General features: G+C 72.0%; 7 protein-coding genes. 5 read left to right on the plus strand and 2 right to left on the minus strand.

Annotated elements, in window-relative coordinates:
• The first annotated feature begins 46 nt into the window (after positions 1-46).
• Together AB0I18_RS42850 and AB0I18_RS42855 are read left to right on the plus strand one after the other, a co-directional pair.
• On the plus strand, positions 47-1,009 hold the full coding sequence (locus tag AB0I18_RS42850; RefSeq protein ID WP_363111206.1) for an AraC family transcriptional regulator: 963 nt from the start codon (positions 47-49) through the stop codon (positions 1,007-1,009).
• A complete protein-coding gene (locus AB0I18_RS42855; protein ID WP_363111198.1) occupies positions 1,002-1,733 on the plus strand; it encodes a helix-turn-helix domain-containing protein in 732 nt (243 codons plus the stop codon). Before AB0I18_RS42850 ends, AB0I18_RS42855 begins: the two co-directional genes overlap by 8 nt.
• A gap of 106 nt (positions 1,734-1,839) precedes the next feature.
• On the opposite strand, the gene AB0I18_RS42860 is transcribed toward AB0I18_RS42855, so the two are convergent.
• Positions 1,840-2,241: a VOC family protein gene (locus AB0I18_RS42860; protein ID WP_363111199.1), complete on the minus strand. Its 402-nt coding sequence runs from the start codon at positions 2,239-2,241 to the stop codon at positions 1,840-1,842.
• A gap of 167 nt (positions 2,242-2,408) precedes the next feature.
• Here AB0I18_RS42860 and AB0I18_RS42865 point away from each other — a divergent pair, with 167 nt between their 5' ends.
• Together AB0I18_RS42865 and AB0I18_RS42870 are read left to right on the plus strand one after the other, a co-directional pair.
• Entirely contained in the window at positions 2,409-3,098 is a 690-nt protein-coding gene (locus AB0I18_RS42865) for a DUF4389 domain-containing protein (protein ID WP_363111200.1), read from the plus strand.
• Between the two features lie 56 nt (positions 3,099-3,154).
• Positions 3,155-3,820 (plus strand): hypothetical protein, encoded by a 666-nt coding sequence (locus AB0I18_RS42870; RefSeq protein WP_363111201.1) that lies wholly within the window; start codon positions 3,155-3,157, stop codon positions 3,818-3,820.
• A 78-nt stretch (positions 3,821-3,898) separates the two neighbouring features.
• Here the strand turns inward: AB0I18_RS42870 and AB0I18_RS42875 are convergent, their stop codons facing one another.
• Complete coding sequence (locus AB0I18_RS42875) at positions 3,899-4,927, minus strand: LacI family DNA-binding transcriptional regulator (protein ID WP_363111202.1); 1,029 nt, start codon at positions 4,925-4,927, stop codon at positions 3,899-3,901.
• Positions 4,928-5,240: 313 nt separating this feature from the next.
• Between AB0I18_RS42875 and AB0I18_RS42880 the strand changes: the two genes are divergently transcribed.
• Complete coding sequence (locus tag AB0I18_RS42880; RefSeq protein WP_363111203.1) at positions 5,241-6,758, plus strand: carboxylesterase family protein; 1,518 nt, start codon at positions 5,241-5,243, stop codon at positions 6,756-6,758.
• Positions 6,759-6,982 lie beyond the last annotated feature (224 nt).

A 6,982-nucleotide genomic window follows, 5' to 3' on the forward strand; every position in this document is an offset into this window, starting at 1 on the left:
AGTACGCGTCTACTCTGATTTCATGGACGCTCCGCCACGATCGAACATGCTCACGCGGGGGGACCCCCTCGCAGGCCTTCTGGAGGGCCCCCGCGCACGGGGTGCCTTCATGATCCGTGCGTGTTTCGAGCCGCCGTGGTCCATTCGCATCGAGGACCGCGCCCCGCTCACCGCCATGCTCATGGTCCGCGGCGAGGCGTGGATCACGCCCGACACGGGGGAGCCGGTGCTGGTGCGGGCCGGCGACCTCGCCATCGCCCGCGGCCCCGATCCGTACACCTGCGCCGACGACCCCGCGACCGCGCCGTTCGCGGTGATCCTGCCGGGCCAGGTGTGCACGTACCCGGATGGGCGTTCCCTTAAGGGCACCATGGACCTGGGTGTGCGCACCTGGGGCGACCGGCTCGACGGTTCCATGGTGATGCTGATCGGCACGTACCCGATGCAGGGCGAGATCAGCGGACGGCTCCTCGACGCCCTGCCGCCGCTGCTGACCCTGACCTCCGACGTGTGGGCGTGCCCGCTGACCCCGCTGATCATGGAGGAGATCGTCCGGGACGAGCCAGGACAGGAGGTGGTCCTCGACCGGCTGCTCGACCTGCTGGTCATCGCCGCGCTGCGCGCCTGGTTCTCCCGCCCGGAGGCCGCGGCGCCCGCCTGGTACCAGGCTCTCGCAGACCCCGTCGTGGGCCGGGTGCTCCGCCTCCTCCAGGACGATCCGGCCCACCCCTGGACGGTCGGCTCCCTCGCCACGAAGGCCGGTGTCTCCCGGGCCGCGCTCGCCCGCCGCTTCGCCGAGCTCGTGGGCGAACCCCCGATGACGTACCTGACAGGCTGGCGCCTCGCCCTCGCCGCGGACCGGCTGCGCGACACCGAGGACACCCTCGACGCGATCGCCCGCCAGGTCGGCTACGGCAGCTCGTTCGCGCTCTCCAGCGCCTTCAAGCGGGTGTACGGGGTCAGCCCGCAGGAGCACCGGACGCGGGCGCAGCCTTTCGTCCATGGCTGAGGCGGTGACCGAGCTGGTGACCGAGTCGGTGACCGAGCCGTACGCGGAGTGGCCGTCACGGCTCACGGGCGCGGTCGTGTGGACCCGTACCGCCGTGCCGGACGATGTCGCTCCGGTGCTGCCCGACGGCTGTATGGACCTGTTGTGGACCGAGGGGCGGCTCTTCGTCGCGGGTCCCGACACGCGTGCGTACGTGGGCGACGCGCCCGCGGGCGCCCGGTTCGCGGGCGTCCGCTTCTTCCCCGGCACCGCGCCCGCCTATCTCGGCGTACCGGCTCACGAACTGCGCGACCGGCGCGTCGACCTCGCGGAGCTGTGGACTCCGGCCGCCGTGCGGCGGCTGACCGAGCGGGTGGACTCGGCGGCCGATCCTGCCGCGGCGCTCGAAGCGGTGGCTCTCGGCCGGGTGGCCGACGCGGCGCCGCCCGAGCCGTGGCTGCGGGCGGTTGTGGCGGCCCTGGCCGCGGGGCGCTCCGTCGGGGCGACCGCGGATGCGTTGGGGTGGAGTGAGCGGCAGTTGCATCGGCGGTCGCTCGGCGCGTTCGGGTACGGGCCGAAGACGTTGGCCCGTGTTCTGCGGCTTCAGCGGGCGTTGGCCCTTGCCCGGGCGGGGGTGCCGCTGGCGGATACGGCTGCCCGTGCCGGGTTTGCCGATCAGGCTCATCTTGCCCGGGAGGTGCGGGACTTGGCGGGGCGGTCGTTGGGTGAACTGCTGCGCCGTTGAGCTTGTGGGGTGTGGTGAACTGCGGGTGCGTGGGGGCTGGTCGCGCAGTTCCCCGCGCCCCTGAAGGGGCGCCCTTGCGGGGCGCGGCCCTTACGTGGTGGTGCCCTTACGTGACGGTGCTCAGCCGTGCGAACAAGTCCACTCCGTTGCCGTCCGGGTCCTGGACGACTGCGTAGCGCATGCCCCATTCGGCGTTCCAGGGCTTGAGTTGGGGCTGGTGGCCGGCGGCGACCAGGGCGTCGTACGTGGCGTCGACGTCCGCCGGGGAGTCGCAGAGGAAGGCCAGGCCGACCCGGCCGCTGCCGGTCGGAGCTTGCCAGTCGGGGTGGAAGGAGCGGACCGTCTCCTCCGTGTCGAGGGCGAACCGCAGTCCGCCGGGCAGGTCGGCCTCGACGTGCGGCTGTTCCTCGGAACCCTCGGGGAAGTCGAGACCGAGTCGGCGGTAGAAGGCGAGTGAGGCGGCCATGTCCGAGACGACGAGGCCGATGAGGTCGAATCGTGGAGTCATACGGCCACCGTAGGCAGGGGCCGGGCAGGCCGTCTTGAAGAAATCGGACACAGTTCCGACCCGGCGCCTTGCGCGGCCCTCCACCCGGCGGTACATCGGGGAGAAAGGCCCGAATGCGGGCAAAAGCGGGCGGATCAGTTCCATGTCCGCCGGGGGAGAGGAGTGGAATGTCCCACGCGGCCACCACCCCGCACGACCATCTCAAGAGCGGCCACCTGAAGAGCCCGGTCACCCTGGAAGCCGTGTACGACCCCGGCCTGTCGCGCTGGCTGTGGCTGGTCAAATGGCTGTTGGCGATCCCGCACTACATCGTCCTCGGCTTCCTCTGGATCGGCTTCCTGGTCGTGAGCGTGATCGCCTTCTTCGCGATCCTGATCACCGGCGGCTATCCGCGGGCCCTGTTCGACTTCAACGTCGGGGTACTGCGCTGGAGTTGGCGGGTGTCGTACTACACGTTCGGATCGCTCGGCACGGACCGCTATCCGCCCTTCACGCTGGCGGACGTGCCCGACTACCCGGCTCATCTGGAGATCGCCCACGCCGAACAGTTCTCCCGCGGCCTCGTCCTGGTCAAGTGGTGGCTCCTGGTGCTGCCGCAGCTTCTCGTGACCGCCACCCTGGTGGGAGGCGTCGGCGCCCCCGGCGGCCTCGCGGGCCTGCTGGCCTTCTACGCGGGCGTCTCGCTGCTGTTCACCGGCCGCTATCCACGCGGCATGTACGACCTGAACGTGGGGCTGCACCGCTGGGCGACCCGCGTCACGGCGTACGGGATGCTGCTGACGGACGTCTATCCGCCGTACCGCCTGGACCAGGGACCGAACGAACCCGAAGCCGCGAGTGTCCGAGTGCCCGAGTAACCGCGTGCCCGAGTAACCGAGGGGCACGGCGAACACCTGTGCGGCAGGATGGACCCATGATCCGTGCCGCACGCGCCCTGCCGCTTCTGCTCCTGCCCCTGCTGCTCGTCTCCTGCGGTACGGAGAAGGCGGGGGCCGGGGCCGGCTCGGGGACGGGGACCGGCACGGCCTCGGGGCCGGAGGGCTCGGCCGACCCTGCCGAACTCGCCGCCCGCGCCCGGGCCTTGGGGATCGCCCCGGAGTTCGTCTACGTCATCGAGGCTCCCGGGTTCGCCGTGGCGCAGCAGTCGGTGGGGGTGTACGGGGGCGACGGGTTCTCCGCCACGTACACGTCCCAGGAGACCGGCGCCCAGATCGGGCTCTTCGTGGACCGGGCCGAACTCACCGCGGAGACCTGCCCGAAGTTGCCGACGGGACAGGGCTCGTCGGAATCGGTCACCTGCGAGCGCGACGGGAAGGCCTGGTACCGGAAGGGCCCCAACCAGCACGAGTACGCCGTGCCTCGCGACGGCCATGTGATCAGACTCAGCACTGACGCGAACACGGTGGATCGCACCGTCCTGCGCGAGGCCGCGGCGGCGGTGCACCATCCCGACGCCGCCGAACTGGCCGCCCTCCTGCCCCCGGCGCCCGAGGGCGCCGCGACCGAACCGGTCGAGCGCGGCGACCTGCCGCCGGTCGGCGACGGGGCACCCGACAACGAGGTCGGCACGACGGGCTGAGCCGAAAATTTCGGCCCCCCGCCTTCGCCCGACCACAGGCGGCCCGCAGCGCCAGTACCGCATTCCCCGGCGGAGCCTTCAGCGGGGCCCGGTACTGGCCCGCACAACCAGCCGAGTAGACAACTCCGTACGCGTCCCCTCAGGCTGCTCACCAGACATCATCCGCACCAGCAGGCGCAGCGCGGTCGCCGCCATCTCCGACAGAGGCTGGCGCACGGTCGTCAGGGCCGGCGAAGCCCAGTGCGCCTCGGGCAGGTCGTCGAACCCGACCACACTGACATCGCCAGGCACGGACAACCCCCGCTCGCCGAGGGCACGATACGCACCGAGGGCCATCCGGTCCGAGCAGACGAAAACGGCCGTGGGCGGCTCCGGCAGATCAAGGAGCTCCAGCATCCTCCGGTGCGCGGCGCTCTCGTCGAAGCTGCCGTAGCGGAGGTACTCGGGACGGTGGCGCAGACCCGCCGCGGCGAGGGCCGAGCGGTAGCCGGCGACGCGCGCGCTGCTGCACATCTTGCGGCGGTAACCGGCGATGATCGCTATGCGTTCGTGGCCCAGCGACAGCAGGTGCTCGGTGGCGGTCACCCCGCCGTGCCAGTTGGCCGCGCCGACCGAGACGACACCGGGCGGCGGTTCGAGCACCGGGTCGATCAGGACGAACGGGATGCGGTGCTGCTCCAGCCAGGCGTACTGGGACGCGGTCAGCTCGGCGAGGTTGAACAGCACCCCGGAGGAGCCGCGCGTGGAGAGCTTGTCGAGCCAGCCGCGCTCAGGGCGGCCGCCCCGGGTCCGGGTCAGGCCCGCCGAGACCACCACCTCAAGCCCCGCGTCGTGCGCCGCCTCCTCCACCCCGTGCAGGATCGCCCCCGACCAGGAGCTGTCCAGCGAGTGCACGACGAGATCGACCAGACCCGGCGACTTGACCGCGTCGAACCGGGGTCTGCGCACATAACCGAGCCGGTCGAGCGCCTCCGTGACCCGACGGCGGGTCTCCGGCGCCACGTCCTCGCGGCCGTTGACCACCTTCGAGGCCGTCGGTACGGACACGCCGGCCTCGCGGGCGACGACCGCGAGGGTCGGCCCCGCCACGCTCCCGGTACGCATCATGGAAGCCCACCTCTCCGGCCCCGTCCCGAGGGCCAGCGAAAGTTTCGGGTAGAAAGCGCTTCCTACAGTAAGGCCGACGTCACTCGTCGCGGAAGAGTTGGGAATTCAGTGGAATCCCACGGAGCCGAAACTTTCGAAATGCCGAACACGCGGGACGCGGACGCTTCTCCACCCCGCTCCCACCCTCCCCACAGGCTCTCCCCACAGTCAGGGACCCGGCGGATTTCGGCGAGCGGGGGCTGCGTGACACGAGGGGATGTGGTGCCCTGAGGGGCCGAGGGACAGTCCACCGCTGGCGTGAGGAGACGGCCGAATGACCGAGAGGCCGGTAACGACCGAGAGGCCGGTAACGACCGAGGATCATCCGGTGGTCAGCACCCCTTACGGTGCCGTCCGCGGCCGGTACGAGCACGGCGTCGCCGTCTTCCGCGGCATCCCCTACGCAGCCCCGCCCGTCGGCCCGCGCCGCTTCCGGCCACCCGTCCCGCCCGAGCCCTGGGACGGCGTGCGCGACGCGGCCGCGTTCGGGCCGACGCCACCGAAACCGCCGTACTCCGAAGCCTTCGCGAGGCTGCTCTCCGACCCGGTCGTGCCCGGCGACGACTGGCTCAACCTCAACGTGTGGACGCCCGAGCCGGGTCCAGGGGCCCGGCTCCCGGTCATGGTGTGGATCCACGGCGGCGCGCTGACCCGAGGATGCTCGGCGATGCCGGTGTACGACGGCCGGTCCTTCGCCCGCGACGGAGTGGTGTTCGTCTCCCTCAACTACCGCTTAGGGGTGGAGGGTTACGGCCTCTTCCCGGACGCCCCCGCCAACCCCGGCCTGCGCGACCAGCTCGCCGCACTGGAGTGGGTACGGGACGCGATCACTGCGTTCGGCGGTGACCCGGACAAGGTCACCGTCTTCGGCGAGTCGGCCGGCGCGATCAGCATCGGCTCGCTGCTGGCGAGCCCGCGAGCCCGAGGACTCTTCCGGCGGGCGGTGCTGCAGAGCGGGCCGCCCGAGGTGACGGAACGGGACAAGGTGCGGCGCCTGGTCCGTCGTATGGCCACCCGGCTGAAGATCCCCGCGACCGCCGTGGCGTTCGCCACCGCAGACCGTGCCGCCCTCGCCCGGGCGCAGGTCGAGGCCGGCCGCCATGCCGGCCCGCTCCTCGGCGGCCCGGCCTTCGGCATCGTCATCGACGGCGACCTCGTACCGCGCGACCCGATGGAGGCGCTGCTCGACGGTGCCGCCCGGGACGTCGACCTGCTCCTCGGCTGGACCAGCGAGGAGTACCGGCTGTGGCTCGCGCCCACCGGACTGCTGGCGCGCATCGACCGGCTCGGCCCGCTCGCCCTGGCCGGCGCGATGGCCCGCTGCCGCTGCGGCCCTGCCGTCCCGCGTGGCTACCGGCCGGCCCACCCGGACGCGGGCACCGCCGACCTGGTGGGCCAGCTGGTCACCGACCACCTGCTGCGTGTACCGCTGCACCGCCTTGCCGACGCCCACGAAGCGGCCTCGTACGTCTACGAGTTCGCCTGGCCGTCCAACGTCCCCGGGCTCGGGGCCTGCCACGCCCTGGAGCTGGGTTTCGTCTTCGACACCCTCGGCGTGCCCGAGTCCGCCAAGCTCGCCGGTCCCGGCGCGCCGCAGGACCTTGCCGACGCGATGCACTCGGCGTGGGTGCGGTTCGCTGTCGACGGTGACCCCGGGTGGCCGGCCTGGGACCGGACGCATCCCGTCCGGGTGTTCGGGGCGGGGAGGCCGGAGGTCGTCCTCGGCCCACGCGACCGCGAACTCGCCCTCTGGAAGGCCGAGTCCGGCCCCCGGCGAGCCGCACGCCCCTGAAGGCTGGGGGTGCCTTGGGTTGGTTTGTAGGGTGCGGGCCGGCTGTGGCTTGTCGCGCAGTTCCCCGCGCCCCTAAAGGACTGGGGTGGCTTGGGGTGGTGTGTGGACTGCGGGCCCGGTGGGGGCCGATCGCGCAGTTCCCCGCGCCCCTAAAAGATCGGGGTGGCTTGGGAGGGTGTGATCACTGCGGGCCGGTGGGGGCTGGGTGCGCAGTTCCCCGCGCC

Source organism: Streptomyces sp. NPDC050704, from assembly GCF_040654355.1.
In the GTDB taxonomy this organism is placed as follows: domain Bacteria; phylum Actinomycetota; class Actinomycetes; order Streptomycetales; family Streptomycetaceae; genus Streptomyces.